The 16,090-nt window shown below is 71.5% G+C and carries 13 protein-coding genes and 1 tRNA gene; 8 read left to right on the forward strand and 6 right to left on the reverse strand.

The window, feature by feature from the left end:
• Window positions 1-23: 23 nt before the first annotated feature.
• Entirely contained in the window at window positions 24-1,688 is a 1,665-nt protein-coding gene (gene hutU, locus ACZ3X1_RS18830) for a urocanate hydratase (RefSeq protein ID WP_467280341.1), read from the reverse strand.
• Between the two features lie 106 nt (window positions 1,689-1,794).
• Here hutU and ACZ3X1_RS18835 point away from each other — a divergent pair, with 106 nt between their 5' ends.
• Window positions 1,795-3,147: a type III PLP-dependent enzyme domain-containing protein gene (locus ACZ3X1_RS18835; protein WP_356812493.1), complete on the forward strand. Its 1,353-nt coding sequence runs from the start codon at window positions 1,795-1,797 to the stop codon at window positions 3,145-3,147.
• Between the two features lie 43 nt (window positions 3,148-3,190).
• Here the strand turns inward: ACZ3X1_RS18835 and ACZ3X1_RS18840 are convergent, their stop codons facing one another.
• Entirely contained in the window at window positions 3,191-4,033 is an 843-nt protein-coding gene (locus tag ACZ3X1_RS18840) for a MurR/RpiR family transcriptional regulator (protein ID WP_356812492.1), read from the reverse strand.
• A 142-nt stretch (window positions 4,034-4,175) separates the two neighbouring features.
• Between ACZ3X1_RS18840 and ACZ3X1_RS18845 the strand changes: the two genes are divergently transcribed.
• Entirely contained in the window at window positions 4,176-4,559 is a 384-nt protein-coding gene (locus ACZ3X1_RS18845; protein WP_390076514.1) for a hypothetical protein, read from the forward strand.
• Between the two features lie 361 nt (window positions 4,560-4,920).
• Here ACZ3X1_RS18845 and ACZ3X1_RS18850 read toward each other — a convergent pair whose 3' ends face one another.
• A complete protein-coding gene (locus ACZ3X1_RS18850) occupies window positions 4,921-6,306 on the reverse strand; it encodes a cystathionine beta-synthase (RefSeq protein ID WP_356812536.1) in 1,386 nt (461 codons plus the stop codon).
• Window positions 6,307-6,434: 128 nt separating this feature from the next.
• Between ACZ3X1_RS18850 and ACZ3X1_RS18855 the strand changes: the two genes are divergently transcribed.
• The 3 genes from ACZ3X1_RS18855 to ACZ3X1_RS18865 all read left to right on the forward strand — a co-directional run bounded on the left by ACZ3X1_RS18855 (window position 6,435) and on the right by ACZ3X1_RS18865 (window position 10,332).
• A complete protein-coding gene (locus tag ACZ3X1_RS18855; protein WP_390076513.1) occupies window positions 6,435-7,451 on the forward strand; it encodes an SGNH/GDSL hydrolase family protein in 1,017 nt (338 codons plus the stop codon).
• Window positions 7,452-7,761: 310 nt separating this feature from the next.
• A complete protein-coding gene (locus tag ACZ3X1_RS18860; RefSeq protein ID WP_356813457.1) occupies window positions 7,762-8,982 on the forward strand; it encodes an acetyl-CoA C-acetyltransferase in 1,221 nt (406 codons plus the stop codon).
• A gap of 534 nt (window positions 8,983-9,516) precedes the next feature.
• A complete protein-coding gene (locus ACZ3X1_RS18865) occupies window positions 9,517-10,332 on the forward strand; it encodes a hypothetical protein (RefSeq protein ID WP_356813496.1) in 816 nt (271 codons plus the stop codon).
• On the opposite strand, the gene ACZ3X1_RS18870 is transcribed toward ACZ3X1_RS18865, so the two are convergent.
• Window positions 10,316-10,660 (reverse strand): hypothetical protein, encoded by a 345-nt coding sequence (locus tag ACZ3X1_RS18870; protein WP_356813458.1) that lies wholly within the window; start codon window positions 10,658-10,660, stop codon window positions 10,316-10,318. The two genes, ACZ3X1_RS18865 and ACZ3X1_RS18870, sit on opposite strands and share 17 nt — an antisense overlap.
• A gap of 101 nt (window positions 10,661-10,761) precedes the next feature.
• Between ACZ3X1_RS18870 and ACZ3X1_RS18875 the strand changes: the two genes are divergently transcribed.
• Window positions 10,762-10,992: a DUF4287 domain-containing protein gene (locus ACZ3X1_RS18875; RefSeq protein ID WP_356813459.1), complete on the forward strand. Its 231-nt coding sequence runs from the start codon at window positions 10,762-10,764 to the stop codon at window positions 10,990-10,992.
• A 127-nt stretch (window positions 10,993-11,119) separates the two neighbouring features.
• Here ACZ3X1_RS18875 and ACZ3X1_RS18880 read toward each other — a convergent pair whose 3' ends face one another.
• Window positions 11,120-11,968, reverse strand: coding sequence for a Bax inhibitor-1/YccA family protein (locus ACZ3X1_RS18880; RefSeq protein WP_356813460.1), 849 nt, complete (start codon window positions 11,966-11,968; stop codon window positions 11,120-11,122).
• Between the two features lie 170 nt (window positions 11,969-12,138).
• Window positions 12,139-12,220, reverse strand: a tRNA-Leu gene (locus tag ACZ3X1_RS18885).
• Between the two features lie 420 nt (window positions 12,221-12,640).
• Between ACZ3X1_RS18885 and ACZ3X1_RS18890 the strand changes: the two genes are divergently transcribed.
• Window positions 12,641-13,405 carry an ABC transporter ATP-binding protein gene (locus ACZ3X1_RS18890; protein ID WP_467280554.1) on the forward strand — a complete coding sequence of 255 codons (765 nt, stop codon included), beginning with the start codon at window positions 12,641-12,643 and terminating at the stop codon, window positions 13,403-13,405.
• 58 nt (window positions 13,406-13,463) lie between these two features.
• Entirely contained in the window at window positions 13,464-16,016 is a 2,553-nt protein-coding gene (locus ACZ3X1_RS18895) for an ABC transporter permease (RefSeq protein WP_467280342.1), read from the forward strand.
• Window positions 16,017-16,090 lie beyond the last annotated feature (74 nt).

Consider the following 16,090-nt stretch of genomic DNA (forward strand, 5'->3'; position numbering starts at 1 on the left):
CGCGGGCGTGAACCGGGCCCCGCTCACGCGTCGTCGCCCTCGCGCATCGGGACGCGGACGCCGCGCTCGTCGGCGACGGTCTCGGCGATGTCGTAGCCGGCGTCGACGTGGCGGATGACGCCCATGCCCGGGTCGTTGGTGAGGACGCGGCGGATCTTCTCGCCGGCCAGCGGGGTGCCGTCGGCGACGGTGACCTGGCCCGCGTGGATGGAGCGGCCCATGCCGACGCCGCCGCCGTGGTGGATGGAGACCCAGGATGCGCCGGAGGCGACGTTGACCATGGCGTTGAGCAGCGGCCAGTCGGCGATGGCGTCGGAGCCGTCGAGCATGGCCTCGGTCTCGCGGTACGGGGAAGCCACCGAGCCGCAGTCGAGGTGGTCGCGGCCGATGACCAGCGGCGCGGCGAGGGTGCCGTCGGCCACCATCTCGTTGAAGCGCTCGCCGGCCTTGTCGCGCTCGCCGTAGCCGAGCCAGCAGATGCGCGCGGGCAGGCCCTGGAAGTGGACGCGCTCGCCGGCCATCTTGATCCAGCGGTGCAGGGACTCGTTCTCCGGGAAGAGTTCGAGCATCGCCTTGTCGGTCTTGTGGATGTCCGAGGCCTCGCCGGACAGGGCGGCCCAGCGGAAGGGGCCCTTGCCCTCGCAGAAGAGCGGGCGGATGTAGGCCGGCACGAAGCCGGGGAAGGCGAAGGCCCGGTCGTAGCCGGCCAGCTGGGCCTCGCCGCGGATGGAGTTGCCGTAGTCGAAGACCTCGGCGCCGGCGTCCATGAAGCCGACCATGGCCTCGACGTGCTTGGCCATGGACTCGCGGGCCCGGGTGGTGAAGCCGGCCGGGTCCTTGGCGGCGTAGGAGGCCATGTCGTCGAAGTCGACACCGACGGGCAGGTACGCCAGCGGGTCGTGCGCTGAAGTCTGGTCCGTCACGATGTCGATCGGGGCGCCCTCGGCGAGCATCTGCGGGAGCAGCTCGGCGGCATTGCCGAGGAGGCCGATGGAGAGCGGCTTGCGGGCGTCACGGGCCTCGACGGCCAGCTGGAGGGCGTGGCGCAGGCTGTCGGCCTTGACGTCGAGGTAGCGGTGCTCGATGCGGCGGTCGATGGCGCGCGGGTCGACGTCGATGCAGATCGCGACGCCGTCGTTCATGGTGACGGCCAGCGGCTGGGCGCCGCCCATGCCGCCGAGGCCGGCGGTGAGGGTGATCGTGCCGGCGAGGGTGCCGCCGAACTTCTTGGCCGCGACGGCCGCGAAGGTCTCGTAGGTGCCCTGGAGGATGCCCTGCGTGCCGATGTAGATCCACGAACCGGCGGTCATCTGGCCGTACATGGTCAGGCCGAGGTGCTCCAGGCGGCGGAACTCCTCCCAGTTGGCCCAGTCGCCGACCAGGTTGGAGTTGGCGAGCAGCACGCGCGGGGCCCACTCGTGGGTCTGCATGACGCCGACCGGGCGGCCGGACTGGACCAGCATGGTCTCGTCCTGCTTGAGCGTCTGCAGGGTGCGGACCATGGCGTCGTACGAGCGCCAGTCACGGGCGGCCTTGCCGGTGCCGCCGTAGACGACGAGCTTGTCGGGGTGCTCGGCCACCTCGGGGTCGAGGTTGTTCTGGAGCATCCGCAGCGCGGCCTCCTGCTGCCATCCCAGGGCGCTGAGCTCGGTGCCGCGCGCGGCGCGTACGGGGCGGGGTCCTGACATGGCGGGGTGCCTCCTCCGATGTTGATGTTTCCATTCACATCCTCTCGTCCTGAATAGGTTCAGTCAACAGCTGCGGGCGGCCCCGTCGGGTGATGGGATGGCGGACATGGCCGCAGACACGGAGGGCGAGGGCGCCGCCGAGCGCCGGGATCTGGTCGTACGGGCCGCCGTCGAACAGGGACTGGTCGGCGGGACGGACTCCGCGGAGCCCCTGGTCTGCCTGCTGGACACCGACGGGATCCGGGCCTCCGCGGCCGCCCTGACGGCCGCCTTCGCGGACGCCCTGGCACCCGGCACGCCCGTCCTGCACGCCTTCGCCGTGAAGGCCGCCCCGCTGGTCCCGGTGCTGCGGCTGCTCGCCGCGGCCGGGCTCGGCTGCGAGGTGGCCAGCCCGGGCGAGCTGGCACTGGCCCGGGCGGCGGGGGTGCCCGCGGCCCTGACGGTCCTGGACTCCCCCGCCAAGACGACGGCCGAGCTGCGCGAGGCGCTGGCGCTGGGGATCGCCGTCAACGCCGACAACCGGCAGGAGCTGGAACGCCTCGACCGACTCGTCGCCGGGGCGCCGACCGCGTCCCCGATCGGCGTCCGGATCAACCCGCAGACGGGCGCGGGCGCCATCGACGCGCTGTCCACGGCGACGTCCACCTCGAAGTTCGGCGTCGCCCTGCGCGACCCCGGGGCGCGCGAATGGCTCGTACGGGCCTGCCTGGACCGGCCGTGGCTGACCCGCCTGCACATCCACTCGGGCTCGCAGGGCGTCCCCCTGGAGCTGATCGCGCAGGGCGTACGGGAGCTGCACGCCCTGGCCGAGGAGATCAACGCGGCGGCCGGGCACCGCCGGATCGACACCCTCGACATCGGCGGCGGCCTGCCGGTCAACTTCGCCTCGGACGAGGCGACCCCGACGTACGCCCAGTACGTCCGCGCCCTGCGCGGGGCCGTCCCGGCGCTCTTCGACGGCTCGTACGGCCTGGTCACCGAATTCGGCCGGTCCCTGCTGGCCAAGCACGGGCTCGTGCTGGCCCGGGTCGAGTACACCAAGAGCAGCGGCTCCCGGCCGATCGCGCTCACGCACGCCGGCGTCCAGCTGGCGACCCGCACCGCCTACGCGCCGGCCGCCTGGCCGGTGCGGATCCTGCCGTACGACGCGAAGGGCGCCCCGAAGGCCGGCGCCCCGGTGGCCCAGGACGTCGCGGGCCCGGCCTGCTTCGCGGGGGACCTGCTCGCCGCGGCCCGCGAGCTGCCGCTGCTATCCCCCGGCGACCTGATCGGCGTACCGGACACCGGCGCGTACTTCTTCACGGCCCACTACGGCTACAACAGCCTGCCCCGCCCGGCGGTCCACGGCTTCACGGTGACCCCGCGGGGCGGGGTCCGCTTCAGCCTCGCCAGGCCCGCGCAGACCCTCGCCGACATCGTGGCGGAGGCGGGCGGCACCCTGGGCGACGCCCTGCTGTAGCGGGGGCTCGGCGTCGTCGCGGGGGCTCAGCCGGCGGCGGGGCTCACTCCACGAACAGGCCGCGGGCCGCGGCGCGGGTGTCGAAGGCCTCCAGGCGGGCCTGGGCGTCCGGCAGCGCGTCCGCCATCGCCTCCAGCAGCACCCGGCCCAGCAGCATCGGCGCGCACGCCGTGTCGAAGGCCAGCCCGGTGCCGACCGGGGCGGGGATCAGGAGGTCGGAGTGGCGGGCCACCGGGGCGAAGGCCGAGTCCGCGACCGTCACCACGGTCAGGCCGGCCTTCCGCGCACGTTCCAGGGTGTCGACGACCTCCCGGGGGTGCCGGGGCAGCGCGAAGCACAGCAGCGCGGTGGCGCCCTCGTAGAGGGCCGCGTCGATGCGGTCCTCCATCATCGAGCCGCCCTCGTCGAGGAGCCGTACGTCCGGGTGCACCTTGGCCGCGAAGTACGCGAAGCCGCGCGCCTGCGAGGACGCCGCCCGCAGCCCGAGCACGGGCAGCGGGGTCGAGGCGGCGAGCAGCCGCCCCGCCTCCTCGACCGGCGCGGGGTCGGCGAGCATCTCGGCCAGCTGCCGCAGATTCTCGATCTCGCCGAGCACCGCCTGCTGGTACTCGTTGTACGAGTCCTCCTGCACGGCGGCGGCCCGCTCGGCCGGAGCCACCTCGCGCAGGTGCCTGCGCAGTGCCGGATAGCCGTCGAAGCCGAGCGCCACGGCGAACCGGGTCACCGACGGCTGGCTCACCCCGGCCAGGTCGGCGAGCTCGACGCTCGACAGGAAAGGCACCTGTGCCGCCCCGCGCACCATGCAGTGCGCGATCCGCCGCTGGGTCGGCGTCAGCCGGTGCCCCTCGAACAGCGCCTGGAGCCGCGCCGCCGGGCTGTCGCTCATGCCGTCCCCCTCCGTCCCGGTGGTCTATTCAGTCACGGAGCACTCTGCATGCGGTTATGCAGCGGGGCAAGCCGGTGCCCGCGATGCGGATAGGGGGGCCAGCCCCAGTGCCGGGGCCTGCGGCGCTTCCTACGGTGAGGGCATGGACGCCCACGCCCAAGATCTCAAGAAGGAACTCGACGCGACGCTGAAGGCCCGGCGCGAGCTGGGCCCGGAGTACGAGGCCGCGCTGGTGGACTCGTTCGTCGAGAAGGTCGACACCCAGCTGCGGCGCAGACTCGCCGAGGAACGGCTGGCCCATGCCCGCGGCGAGAGCCCGTACGCGGCCGCCGGACCGCCGGAGGGGAACTTCGGCGAACGCTTCGGCTTCGCGGTCATCACCCTGGTCCTGGCGGTGCCGCTCTCGGCCGTCGGCGCCGCGCAGACGGGCTTCAAGGGGCTGGTGGTGGCCTGGGTGGGCGTGCTGGGGGTGAACTTCGTCCACGCCGCTCGCCTGCGGCGCACCCGGCCGGATCCCCTCGACTGACTGCCGCCGCCCGACCGCTGCCCCGCGGCTCGAACGCCGGCGGGGCTGGATCGACCGGCCGGCTCTGAGGCGAACCGAGCCCCGGAATTCTGGCGCGGGGACCGCCGCACCCTCGGCGGGCGAGGGGCGGGACGACGGCGGTCCCCGCGGAGGACACGGCCGGGTCAGGGCCGTCCGCGTCCGTGGTGTCCGCGTGTCCGGGAGCCGCTCCGGACGTGCGCGAACACCGTCGGTGGTGCCGGCCGGGTCCGGTCTCCCGGTTTCCCTGCCGACGACCACCACTGTGCCGGAGCCGTGTTAAGGCCGTGCTGCTGTCACGTGTCCGGCCCGTACCGTTTGCGCGACGGCCGGAAAACGCCGGTTACTTCGCGGTCTTCGCCAGGAAGGCGAGGAGGTCCTGCCGGCTCACCACACCGGTGGGCTTGCCCTCGACCAGCACGATCGCCGCGTCGGCCTCGCCGAGCACCGCCATCAGCTCGGACACCGGCTCGCCCGAGCCGACCTGCGGCAGCGGCGAGCTCATGTGCTTCTCCAGCGGGTCGGAGAGCGAGGCGCGCTGCGCGAACAGCGCCGCGAGCAGCTCCTTCTCCACCACCGAGCCGATGACCTCGGCGGCCATCACGTCGGGGTGGCCGGCGCCCGGCTTGACGATCGGCATCTGGGAGACGCCGTACTCGCGCAGGACCTCGATGGCCTCGCCGACGGTCTCCTCGGGGTGCATGTGGACGAGGGAGGGGATGCCGCCCTCCTTGTCGTCCAGCACGTCGCCGATGCGGGCGGCCGGCCCGGCCTCCTCCAGGAAGCCGTGTCCCGCCATCCACTCGTCGCTGAAGATCTTGCTCATGTAGCCGCGGCCGCTGTCCGGCAGCAGGACGACGACGACGTCGTCCGGGCCGAGGCCCTCGGCGGCCTTCAGCGCGGCCACGACGGCCATGCCGCAGGAACCGCCGACGAGGAGGCCCTCCTCCTTGGCCAGCCGGCGGGTCATCTGGAAGGAGTCCTTGTCGGACACCGCGATGATCTCGTCGGTGACGTTGGGGTCGTAGGCGGTCGGCCAGAAGTCCTCGCCGACGCCCTCGACGAGGTACGGGCGGCCGGAGCCGCCGGAGTACACCGAGCCCTCGGGGTCGGCGCCGATGACCTTGACCTTCCCGCCGCTGACCTCCTTCAGGTAGTTGCCGGTGCCGGAGATCGTGCCGCCCGTGCCGACGCCGGCGACGAAGTGGGTGATCTTCCCGTCCGTCTGCTCCCACAGCTCCGGACCGGTGGTCTCGTAGTGCGAACGGGGGTTGTTCGGGTTGCTGTACTGGTCGGGCTTCCAGGCACCGGGGGTCTCGCGCACGAGGCGGTCGGACACGTTGTAGTACGAGTCCGGGTGCTCGGGGTCGACGGCGGTCGGGCAGACGACCACGTCCGCGCCGTACGCGCGCAGCACGTTGATCTTGTCCATGGACACCTTGTCAGGGCAGACGAAGATGCACTTGTAGCCCTTCTGCTGGGCCACGATGGCGAGTCCTACACCCGTGTTGCCGCTGGTCGGCTCCACGATGGTGCCACCGGGCTTGAGGGCTCCGCTCTGCTCGGCGGCCTCGATCATCCGTACGGCGATCCGGTCCTTCACGGATCCGCCGGGATTGAAGTACTCGACCTTCGCAAGGACGGTGGCCTGCAGGCCTTCGGTCACACGGTTGAGCTTCACCAGCGGGGTGTTGCCGACGAGGCTGATCATCGAGTCGTGGAATTGCACCATGTTCTCCAAGGAGGGGACTCCACGGGTTCTCCGGGAGGCACGGCCAGGGTATGCCGAAAGGGATTGGCCGACCGTGTGTACGGGGCAGGTAGGGGTCAATGAGGACCGAGGAGGTGGCCTGAAAGGTGTCCAGGGCGCGAACAGCCCGCCGTATCGCGGCGGGGGCGGCGTACGGCGGTGGCGGAATCGGACTCGTCGGGGCCGCCGCGGTCGGGCTGGTACTGGCGGAGGTGCAGTTCGCCAAGCGCACGGTGGGCTCCGGGCTGCCTGACCCGCCGCGCGCGGACGGGCTGTACGGGAGCGAGTTCAGCGGCCCGGAGCAAAACCCTGGCCCGCTGCGGCTGGGCATGCTGGGTGATTCCACGGCCGCCGGGCTCGGTGTGCGGCGCGCCCGGCAGACTCCGGCCGCGCTGCTGGCCTCGGGGCTGGCGGCGGTCGCGGAGCGGCCGGTGGAGCTGCGCAACGTGGCCCTGTCGGGTGCGATGTCGGACGACCTGGACCGCCAGGTGGGGCTACTGCTGGACCGGGACGCGCCCCCGCCGGACGTCTGCGTGATCATGATCGGCGCGAACGACGTGACGCGCCGGATGCCGCCGACCCAGTCGGTCCGGCTGCTGACGTCGGCGGTGCGCCGGCTGCGCATGGCGGGCTCCGAGGTGGTCGTGGGGACCTGTCCGGACCTGGGCACGATCGAGCCGGTGTACCAGCCGCTGCGCTGGCTCGCGCGCCGCGTGTCACGGCAGCTGGCCGCCGCGCAGACCATAGGAGTGGTCGCGCTGGGTGCCCGTACGGTCTCGATGGGGGACCTGCTGGGCCCGGAGTTCGCCGCGAACCCGCGTGAGATGTTCGGCCCGGATTCCTACCACCCGTCGGCGGAGGGGTATGCGACGGCGGCCATGGCCATGCTGCCGACCCTGTGCGCGGCGCTGGCGCTGTGGCCGGAGTCGGACCGGCTCGACGTGTCGCGGGACGAGGACATGCTGCCGGTGGCGAAGGCCGCGTCGGCCGCCGCGGGCCAGGCGGGTACGGAGGTCACGGCGGCCCGCGGCCCGTGGGTGCTGCTCAAGCACCGCCGCCGGCGGCGGGTGCCGGGCGAGGACCCGGCGCCCGCGGCCCCGGACGCGGCGGAGCTCGCTCCCTAGGGAGGGTCGTCAAAGTAGCGTCGGCCGCCCGAAGGGCGGGGCCGGCCGGGCGGCACTTTGACGACACGGCCCAGCGGTGTGTCGGGTCGATCGGCCGGATCAGGGCTGGTGGCCGTGGGCCCGGCCCGATCGGCGAGACCGGGGGGGTGTGGCCCGGGCCCGGCCGGTGTGGCGCACCCTTGGGGTGCGGGCCCCTGCCGGCCGGGGCCCGTGGGAGCGACCGGCATCACACCCTCAGGCCGGTGACCTCGACCGTACGGGGCGGTAACTTCGCATGCGGTCCCGCAACGACGCACCCCTTGGAGTCCCGATGCCCGAAGCCGTCATCGTTTCCACCGCCCGCTCTCCCATCGGGCGCGCCTTCAAGGGGTCCCTCAAGGACGTCCGCCCGGACGACCTGACCGCGACGATCATCCAGGCCGCCCTGGCCAAGGTCCCCGAGCTGGACCCGCGCGACATCGACGACCTGATGCTCGGCTGTGGTCTGCCGGGCGGCGAGCAGGGCCACAACCTCGCGCGCATCGTGGCCGTCCAGATGGGCATGGACTTCCTGCCGGGCGCCACGATCACCCGGTACTGCTCCTCGTCGCTGCAGACCTCCCGCATGGCCCTGCACGCCATCAAGGCGGGCGAGGGTGACGTCTTCATCTCCGCGGGCGTCGAGATGGTCTCGCGTTCGGTGAAGGGGTCCTCGGACGGCCTGCCGGACACCCACAACCCGCTCTTCGGCGACGCGGAGGCCCGCACTGCGGCCGTCGCCCAGAGCGAGGGCTCGTCGTGGCACGACCCGCGCGAGGACGGCCTGATCCCCGACGCGTACATCGCGATGGGCCAGACCGCGGAGAACCTGGCCCGCCTCAAGGGCGTGACCCGCCAGGACATGGACGAGTTCGGCGTCCGCTCCCAGAACCTGGCCGAGGAGGCCATCAAGAACGGCTTCTGGGCCCGAGAGATCACCCCCGTCACCACCCCGGACGGCACGGTCGTCTCCACCGACGACGGTCCGCGCGCCGGCGTGACCCTGGAGGGTGTGCAGGGCCTGAAGCCCGTCTTCCGCCCCGACGGCCTGGTGACGGCCGGCAACTGCTGTCCGCTGAACGACGGCGCCGCCGCGCTGGTCATCATGAGCGACACCAAGGCCCGCGAGCTGGGCCTGACCCCGCTGGCCCGGATCGTCTCCACCGGTGTCACCGGGCTCTCCCCCGAGATCATGGGCCTCGGCCCGGTCGAGGCGTCGAAGCAGGCCCTGAAGCGGGCCGGCCTGACGGTCGGCGACATCGACCTGTTCGAGATCAACGAGGCCTTCGCGGCCCAGGTCATCCCGTCGTACCGGGACCTGGAGATCCCCCTCGACAAGCTGAACGTCAACGGCGGGGCCATCGCCGTGGGTCACCCCTTCGGGATGACCGGCGCCCGCCTGACCGGCACGCTGATCAACAGCCTGCAGTTCCACGACAAGCAGTTCGGTCTGGAGACGATGTGCGTGGGCGGCGGCCAGGGCATGGCGATGGTGATCGAGCGGCTGAGCTGAGCCGTAGCGGAGGGTAGGGGCCGGCTGAGGAACGAGCGCCGGCACCTGCCCGCAGCGGTGGCGAAGCTCAGCGCGACCAGGCAAACAGCGCGGCTGAGCTGAGCCGTAGCGGAGGGTAGGGGCCGGCTGAGGAACGAGCGCCGGCACCTGCCCGCAGCGGTGGCGAAGCTCAGCGCGACCAGGCAAACAGCGCGGCTCGGCCGAGCTGTCGAAACCCCCGCCCGTACGTGGCCGAAAGTAGGGGTCCGGTTACTGGATCAAGTGTGGGGCCAGACGCCGCAAGGACCCTCGGCCCGTGCTGACGCCGGTTCTAATCCCGTCGCGGCCGACCTGTGACCGAATCTCCCCCAGGATGTGACCTATGTCCTGGGGGATCGGTGTTTACGCAGGTCAGCACCGCCGCAGGGGTGCAAGGTGTGACGAAAGCCCTGTCCATTTCGTGACGTAATGCACTGCACGCCATTCCCAGGCCGGGACACTCTGATGTAGGAAGTCGGGGGATCGAATCACCTCAGGAGTTAGTCAGTGAGCGCCATGTCTCTTGCCCTGCTGCTGACCACGGCCGCTGCCACGGCTGTGGGCGCTGCTGCTCTGCACGCCGTCCACGGTCTGCGCAAGCAGGTCACCGCCCTGCGCAGTGAGCTGGCGGTGCCGGTCCACGCCCGTGGCACGACCGTCCCGCACGCCCGCCACGCCGCCGATTCCCCCGCCGCGGAGATACGAGCCGCCGTGGCCGAGGCCCTGGCCGAGGAGCGCGAGCGCGAGCTGGCCGAGGCGCGCGCCTTCTGGGCGGCGCAGGAGGCCCGTGACGCCGCCGACGCCCCGTCGCTGCTGGGCGGTCTGTCCGGGCTCGGCGAGGACAACCCGGTCTTCCTGCCCCGGCAGGCCGACCTGGTGGGCCTGGAGCCGGTCCTGGGCGAGGAGGCCCTCGACGAGCTGCCCGGCTACCCGGAGGATTCGGCCGAACTGGCCGCCGCCCGCCGGCGCCACCCCTCGCACCCCGATTTCGTACCGGCCCAGGCCTCGCACCCCGGCGCCGACCACGAGCGCACCGTGAACCGTCTGGAAGAGCTCGCGGAGGCCCGTACGGCCCTCGCGGACGTCCGTCCCGGCCCGCTGGGCACGCTGGACGTGTACGTCTTCACGGACGGCACGACGCTCTGCATGACCCCGGGGCACCGGGAGACCGCGGAGCGCCTCGCCGAGGCGCTGCGCTCGGGCACCGCGCCGGTCCTGCTGGGCGGCTCGGGGATCTCCGGCGCCTACGCGCTGACCTTCTCCTGCGGTGACTCCGAGGACCCCGACAGCAACGTCTACATCCTCGCGGACCGCGTCATCGCATCGCTCTGATCTCCGCCTGCTCCACCAGCGACACGGCCTCGTCCAGCATCTCGGACGGGGCCTTCGCCGTGTCCGGGGCGCCGGCCCCGGCGCGCAGGGCCTCGGCGAGGTCCCGGCCGGCCACCGCCACCTGGTCGCCGACGACGAAGAGGCCCTCGTCCGGCATCTCCCGCGGCGCCCGCCCGGGCTCCTCCAGCCGCTGGGCGCGTACGGAGAGCTCACGGGCCAGGTCCAGCGCGGCGGCGGCCGCTCCCTGCTGGAGGCGGCTCTGCGGTGCGGCCCGCAGGCGGTCGGCGAAACGTTCCACGGCGGCGCTCAGGGGCGAAGTGTCAAGCACCCGGCCGACCCTACGCGCCGCCCGGGCACCATTGCCAATGGGCGAACTCTCCGGCACGGTGGCGTGAAGAGAACAGCACGGCAAAACCTCCGGAGGCGCCCATGTCCGTAGAGTTCTCCGAGCAGACCCACCGCAACATGATCGACAGAATCCCCCTGACCACCGGCCGTGAGGTCTCCTACTGGCTCCGCACCGTCGACGAAGGCCCCTCGCTCGTCCGGTTCGAGGAGAAGGTCAGCTGGCTGCGCGGCGCGCACGAGCTGTCGTACGGCCAGGCCAAGGCGATCATCCACGAGTACGACCTGCGCCGGGCCGCACGAAGGTTCGGCTGACCACTCCTGGCCCCGACAAGCCACCCCCTGGCCCCTGGACGCGGGAAGGCCCCGCGAGCGGTGTGCTCGCGGGGCCTTCCCCGTGCCGTGTGCCGGACCGGGCGGGCCTGGCGGCCCGCAGGTCCTGCTAGTCGTCGCCCGAGAGGATCTGGAAGATGCGCAGCATCTCGATGTAGATCCACACCAGGGTCATGGTGAGGCCGAAGGCCGCCAGCCAGGCCTCCTCGCGCGGGGCGCCGTACGTCACGCCGTCCTCGACCTGCTTGAAGTCGAGGGCGAGGAAGCAGGCGCCGAGGATGACGCCGATGGCGCCGAACAGCAGGCCGAGGCCGCCGCTGCGGAAGCCGAGGCCGTCACCGCCGCCGAAGACCGCGAACAGGGTGTTCGCGAGCATGAGGAGGATGAAGCCCAGGGCCGCGGCCATCACGAAGCCGTAGAAGCGGCGGGTGACGCGGATCCAGCCCATCTTGTACGAGAAGAGCACGGCGGCGAAGACGCACATCGTGCCCAGCACGGCCTGGATGACCACGCCGGCACCGAAGTAGGTGCTGGTGGCCGCGCTGATCACGCCGAGGAACACGCCCTCGAACGCCGCGTAGGCCAGGATCAGGCCCGGGGCGGCCTTCTGCTTGAACGACTGGATCATCGCGAAGACGAACGCCACCAGGGCGGCGCCGATGCCGATCGCGTACGACTTGTTGAGGTTCGCCGGGTCGACGGGCAGCAGCACCCAGGAGAGGGTGGCCGTCACGATGAGCGTGCCGAGCGTCATGGCCGTACGGCTCACGACGTCGTCCATGGTCATCGCGTTGGTGCGCGCCGGCGCCTGCGGCATACCCGTGGTCGGGTCGGTCGCGTACGGGTTCGTCGCGTACGGGTTGGTCCCGGCCTGCTGGTGCTGCGCGTCAAAGCCCGCGTAGCCACCGTTGTCGCGGCTGAACCCCCGTCGCGAGAAGACCGGGTTACTGCTCCTCATCTCACTCCTCCGTGGCCACCGAGCGCGGCCTTGCAACAAGAGTAATGCGCTCGCAAAGAAAGCACCCTACTGCTGGAGGAGGATCTTAGGAGAAGGCATGGCGAAGCGCAGAGGATAAAACGAGGGAGTCCCGCCGCGGCCGCGAGGGGTACCTCGCCAGAGCTGCGGAGTGCCCGGAGCCGGACTTGAACCGGCACGGCCCGAAGGCCAGCGAGGTTTAAGCTCGCCGTGTCTGCATTCCACCATCCGGGCAGGGCGTGGCGGCCCCCGTGGAAAAAGCCTTGAACGCTGCGCCGAGCCTATCCGGAACACACTCGCCGCCGACCGGCCACCTATCCGATGTTGTCTGATTTTATTGGCGCTTGAGGGTCCGTCAGACCCCAGAATGCACGGTCGGCCCGTTCTGGACGTCGATCACCACCTGTACGGGAATGACGGGATTTCGACGGCCCGCGCCACCCCTCGCGCCACCCCGGGCCACCGCCCGCCGACCAGGGCTCCTGTCATCTCCTGCCGGAGCTCCTGTCATACCAGAGGAGGAGGCGGGCCCGCCCGCCGTCAGTCTCGAGTGGGCCCGGGAACAGGCACGGCGGCTGATCCGCGGCGGGTAAGGCCGCGGTGAAGATGGAGGGGTCCCCGCACAACAGACCGAGGAGCCGTCCTGTGACCACCATGAACTACGCCCCGCACACCGCCCAGGCCGTGGCCGCCCGCGCCACCGGCCTCTCCAAGGTGTACGGCCAGGGCGAGACCCAGGTGGTCGCCCTGGACAACGTCTCCGTGGACTTCGGCCAGGGGCAGTTCACCGCGATCATGGGCCCCTCGGGCTCCGGCAAGTCCACCCTGATGCACTGCGTCGCCGGCCTGGACACCTTCTCCGCGGGCTCCGTCCGCATCGGCGAGACCGAGCTGGGCTCCCTGAAGGACAAGCAGCTCACCCAGCTGCGCCGGGACAAGATCGGCTTCATCTTCCAGGCGTTCAACCTGCTGCCCACGCTGACGGCCCTGGAGAACATCACGCTCCCGATGGACATCGCGGGCCGCAAGCCCGACCAGCAGTGGCTCGACACCGTCGTGGACATGGTCGGCCTCTCCGGCCGCCTCGGCCACCGGCCCACCCAGCTCTCCGGCGGCCAGCAGCAGCGCGTGGCCGTCGCCCGCGCCCTGGCCTCCCGCCCCGAGATCATCTTCGGCGACGAGCCGACCGGAAACCTGGACTCCCGCTCCGGCGCCGAGGTCCTCGGCTTCCTGCGCAACTCCGTGCGCGAGCTCGGCCAGACCGTCGTGATGGTCACCCACGACCCCGTCGCCGCCTCCTACGCCGACCGGGTCATCTTCCTGGCCGACGGCCGCATCGTCGACGAGATGCTGCGCCCCTCCGCCGACGGCGTGCTGGACCGCATGAAGGCCTTCGACGCCAAGGGCCGCACCAGCTGATCCCGGGTCCCGCCCCGGCCCTTCCTCCAGACTTCCAGCCCCAGGACTGAGATCGCCCATGTTCCGTACCGCCCTGCGCAACGTCCTCGCGCACAAGGCCCGGCTGCTGATGACGGTGCTCGCCGTCACCCTCGGCGTCGCCTTCGTATCCGGCACCCTCGTCTTCACCGACACCCTCAAGAAGTCCCTCTCCGGCCAGTCCGCCAAGAGCTACGACGGTGTCGCCGTCTCGGTCACCTCGTACGGCCAGGGCCGCAACGAGCAGGGCCAGAAGGAGGGCGAGCCCGGCCTCGGCCAGCCGACCCTCGACAAGATCAAGGCGCTCCCGGGCGTCGACTCCGTCTCCGGGCGCGTCTCCGGCTTCGCCGGCGTCGGCGACGAGAGCGGCAAGCTGATCGGCTCCGGCTGGTCCAACCAGGGCGCCAACTACATGCCCGTCAAGGACGGCAAGAACCCGCGCTACGCCTTCGTCCAGGGCGCCGGCCCGGCCAGGGCCGACGAGGTCGCCCTCGACAGGGCCACCGCCGACAAGGGCGGCTACAAGGTCGGCGACAAGGTCCGCGTCGCCACCAACGGCCCGGTCAAGGAGTACTCCCTCGCCGGCGTCTTCACGACCGAGGACGGCGCCGTCCAGGCCGGCGGCAGCCTGGTCCTGTTCGAGACCAAGGTCGCCCAGGAGCTCTACCTCAAGCCCGGCTACTTCCAGGAGCTGTCGGTCGCCGCGAAGGACGGCACCTCCGCCGACAAGCTGCTCGCCGACATCAAGCCGCTGATCGACGGCAAGACGACCAAGGCGCAGACCGGCGCGGCGCTCGCCGACGAGCAGGCCGAGCAGATCGAGAAGGGCCTCAGCAACCTCAGCACGATGCTGCTCGTCTTCGCCGGCATCTCGCTCTTCGTCGGCATCTTCCTGATCTACAACACCTTCACGATGCTGGTCACCCAGCGGACCAAGGAGCTGGCGCTGCTGCGCGCCGTCGGCGCCAACCGCGGCCAGGTCATGCGCTCCGTGCTGACGGAGGCCCTCGTCGTCGGCGTCCTGTCGGCCGCCGCCGGCCTGCTCGGCGGCATCGGCCTGGCGATCGGGATCCGCTCCGTCATCGGCTCCCTCGGCGCCAAGCTGCCGGGCGGCGCCCCCGTGATCGCCCCGGGCACCGTCGTCGCCGCCCTCGTCATCGGCGTCGTCGTCACCACCGTCGCCGCCGTGCTGCCGGCCTGGCGCACCGGCCGGATCGCACCCGTAGCCGCCATGGGCAGCGCCCACCTGCCGGCCACTTCGAAGTCCCTGCTCGTACGCAACATCCTCGGGTCGGTCATCAGCCTCGCCGGCATCGGCCTGGTCTTCCTGGGCGTGTCCAAGGGCGGCGACACGGGCCGCATGACCATGGGCGGCGGCGCCTTCTTCATGCTGATCGGCATGATCGTGCTGCTGCCGCTGCTCTCCAAGCCGGTCATCGGCGCGGTCCGCCCGCTGCTGCAGAAGGTCTTCGGCGTCCCCGGCAAGCTGGCCGCCCAGAACGCCGTCCGCAACCCGCGCCGCACCGCCGTCACGGCCGCCTCCCTGGCGATCGGCCTGACCCTCGTCACCACGCTGTCCGTGCTCGGCATCACCGTCGGCAAGGTCGTCGACCGCATGAGCACCGAGAAGCTCAAGGCCGACTACCGGGTCTCCATGTCCTCCGACGCTGGCAGCCTCGACAAGTCCGTGGCCGAGACGCTGGCCAAGGCCCCCGGCATCAAGGCGGTCTCCCCGCAGACGGCCGGCTACTTCCTGGTCGACGGTGACTTCCGGGCCGCATCCGGCGTCAACCCGGCCACCATCGGCCAGCTCCTCAACGTCGAGGTCCTCAGCGGCTCGCTCGACAGCCTCGGCAAGGGCGAGGTCGCCGTCGCCGAGAAGACCGCCAAGAAGCAGAATTTCACCGTCGGCAGCCCGATCAAGCTGCAGTACGACGACGGCAGCGAAGCGTCCGTCAAGGTCGGCGCGATCTTCAAGGACATGGAGGGCCTGCTCTCCCCCTACGTCATCGACGACAAGGTCCTCAGCGAGCACAGCGAGGAGATGTACATCCCCGAGGTGTACGTCAACGTCGACGGCGGGGCCTCCAAGGCCGCCCAGCAGAAGGTCGTCGACGCCCTCGGCAAGAACCCGGCCATCACCGTCGCCACCCAGCAGGACATGCGCAACGAGATGGGCGGCATGATCAACACGATGCTGAACATCATGTACGGCCTGCTCGGCATGGCGCTGGTCATCTCGGTGCTCGGCGTGGTCAACACGCTGGCCATGTCCGTCTTCGAGCGGACCCAGGAGATCGGCATGCTGCGGGCCATCGGCCTCGACCGCAGCCGGGTCAAGAACATGATCCGCCTCGAAGCCGTGGTGATCTCCCTCTTCGGGGCCGTCCTCGGCGTCGCCATCGGCATCTTCCTCGCCTGGGCCGTCGGCTCCACGCTGGCGAAGGCCATGCCCGGCTACGAGCTGATCCTCCCGTGGGACCGGATCGGGATCTTCCTCCTGCTGGCCGCAGTGGTCGGCGTCCTGGCCGCCATGTGGCCGGCCCGCAGCGCCGCCCGCCTGAACATGCTGACCGCCATCAAGACCGAGTAGGAGCGCCGCGCGGAAACCGGCGGAAGGACACGGAAGGGCCCCGGGGCGACATGCCCCGGGGCCCTTCCCGTCGC

It is taken from the genome of Streptomyces sp. NPDC023541, assembly GCF_055559995.1.